The organism is Nocardia farcinica, assembly GCF_029867845.1.
GTDB classification, from domain to species: Bacteria; Actinomycetota; Actinomycetes; order Mycobacteriales; family Mycobacteriaceae; genus Nocardia; species Nocardia farcinica_A.
In genome coordinates this window covers 1-2,176 of record NZ_JARWRU010000043.1, presented here as the reverse complement: position 1 = coordinate 2,176, position 2,176 = coordinate 1, and the positions used below count along the sequence as shown (strand labels likewise).

Genomic DNA, 2,176 nt, shown 5'->3' with positions numbered 1-2,176 from the left:
TCGCGGTCTAATACGCCAAGGTGCTCGAGCAGTACGGCCGCGCCATCGGCTGCTACCAGGCGGTCGAGCACCTGCTCGCCGAGAACAAGTCCCTGATCGAGGGCTCGATCAGCGTGCTGCGGCACGCCGCCTGGGCGGTGGACGAACTCGACCCCGTCGAGGCTCTGCGCGCCGCCCGCATCGCCCATCTCTATCTCACCCGCGCCGCCCTCACCGTGTGCGAGACCGCCGTCCAGGTGCACGGCGGCATCGGCAACACCTGGGACTGCCTGGCGCACGTGTATCTGCGCCGGGCGCTGGCCTCGGCCGAGTGGTTTCCCGTCCGCCTGGAGGAGATCGACTGTGGACTATCGTGATTCGCCCGCCGAGGCGCGCTTCCGCGCCCGGCTGCGCGCCTGGCTCGCCGAGCACGCGGCCGCCTACCCGAGCAGCGGCGACGAGTACTGGGCCAGGCAGGGGGAATGGCACCGCGCGCTCCACGCGGCGGGGTTCTTCGGCCTGTCCTGGCCGGAGAAGTTCGGTGGTCAGGACCTCCCGCCGGTCTACGACGTCATCCTCGACGAGGAACTGGCCCGCGCCGGCGCCCCGCCGCGACCGAGCCTGGGCTATCTCGTGCACGGACTGGGCAGGCACGGCAGCGAAGAACTCCAGCAGCGCTTCCTGCCCGGCATGATCGACGGCACCCAGCGCTGGTGCCAGGGTTTCAGCGAACCGGAGGCGGGCTCTGATCTGGCCTCCCTTCGCACCACCGCCGTGCGCGTGGGCGACGAGTACGTGATCACCGGCCACAAGATCTGGACCAGCTACTCCGATGTCGCCGACTGGTGCCTGCTGCTGGCCCGCACCGACCCGGGCGCGCCCCGGCACAAGGGCATCTCCGCGTTCGTCGTCTCGATGAAGCAGCCCGGCGTGCGGCAGCGGCCGCTGCGGATGATCAGCGGGGTGACCCGGGAATTCGGGCAGGTGCGCTTCGACGGCGCCCGGGTGCCCGCCGATCAGATGGTCGGCGCGCCGGGGGAGGGCTGGAAACTGGCCATGACCGTGGTCGGGCACGAGCGCGAACCGTCGACCCTCGGCTACGCCGCCCGCTACGGAAAGCTGGTGCGGCAGCTGGCCGCCCGCGCCGGCGACGACCCGCCCGCCGACCTGCGCTGGGCCGCGGTGCAGGCCGAGATGCTGCGGCTGCACGTGCGCAGGCGGCTGTCCGAACAGCTCGACGGCGTGACGCACGGCCCCGACGGCTCGCTCGACAAACTCCTCATGACCTGGGTCGACCAGTCCGTCGGCCATGCCGCGCTCGCCGTAGGCGGCACCGGCGACGGGGAATTGCTCGGCGCCTACTTCTACAGCCGCGCCCAGAGCGTCATGGGCGGCACCTCCCAGATCCAGAAGAACATCATCGCCTCGCGCATCCTCGGACTCGGTGTCTGACCGAGCTCCGGGAGTCAGGAGCCCCCCATGTACGACCTTCCCGATGTGATCGACGTCCGCGCCGACGGTCCCATCCGCGTCATCACCCTCAACCGGCCGGACGCCCTGAACGCGGTGAACGACGAACTGCACACCGCCCTCGCCCAGCTCTGGCCGCGACTGGAGGAGGACAGGGGCGTGCGCGCGGCCGTGCTCACCGGCGCTGGCAAGGCCTTCAGCGCGGGCGGCGACTTCGCCTACCTCGCCGAACTGGCCGCCGACGCGGAACTGCGCGCCCGGACCATCGCGCACGGGCGCGCCATCGTGCTCGGCAAGGCGCGGACGCGGATTCCGGTGGTCGCCGCGGTGAACGGGCCCGCCGTCGGGCTCGGGTGCAGCCTGGTCGCGCTCAGCGACATCGCCTACATCGCCGAGGGCGCCTATCTGAAGGACCCGCACGTGCAGGTCGGCCTGGTCGCCGCCGACGGCGGGCCGCTCACCTGGCCGCTGCACACCAGCCTCATGCTGGCCAAGGAGTACGCCCTCACCGGCGCCACGATCAGCGCCGAACGGGCGAGGGAGATGGGGCTGGTCAACCACATCGTGGCCGACCCGCTGGCCGAGGCGCTGGCCTGCGCCGAACGGATGGCGGGACTGCCGAGGCAGGCCGTGGAGGCGACCAAGCGGCTGCTGAACCTGCACCTCGAGCGGGCGGTGCTCGCCACCCTCGACTTCGCCAACAAAGCCGAGGATCTGTCCTTCCAGA

At 71.4% G+C, this 2,176-nt stretch carries 2 protein-coding genes and 1 pseudogene; all 3 read left to right on the top strand.

All coding sequences use genetic code 11. The features are described 5' to 3' along the window. Positions 1–11 precede the first annotated feature (11 nt). Positions 12–356: pseudogene (locus QH283_RS00655) on the top strand (acyl-CoA dehydrogenase family protein); the annotation flags it as partial. After that, positions 343–1,431, top strand: a complete 1,089-nt coding sequence (locus QH283_RS00650; RefSeq protein ID WP_280501071.1) for an acyl-CoA dehydrogenase family protein — start codon at positions 343–345, stop codon at positions 1,429–1,431. The pseudogene QH283_RS00655 and the gene QH283_RS00650, both read left to right, overlap by 14 nt. A gap of 27 nt (positions 1,432–1,458) precedes the next feature. Next, positions 1,459–2,176: enoyl-CoA hydratase/isomerase family protein (locus QH283_RS00645; RefSeq protein WP_280501070.1), on the top strand; the 718-nt coding region annotated here is incomplete at its 3' end.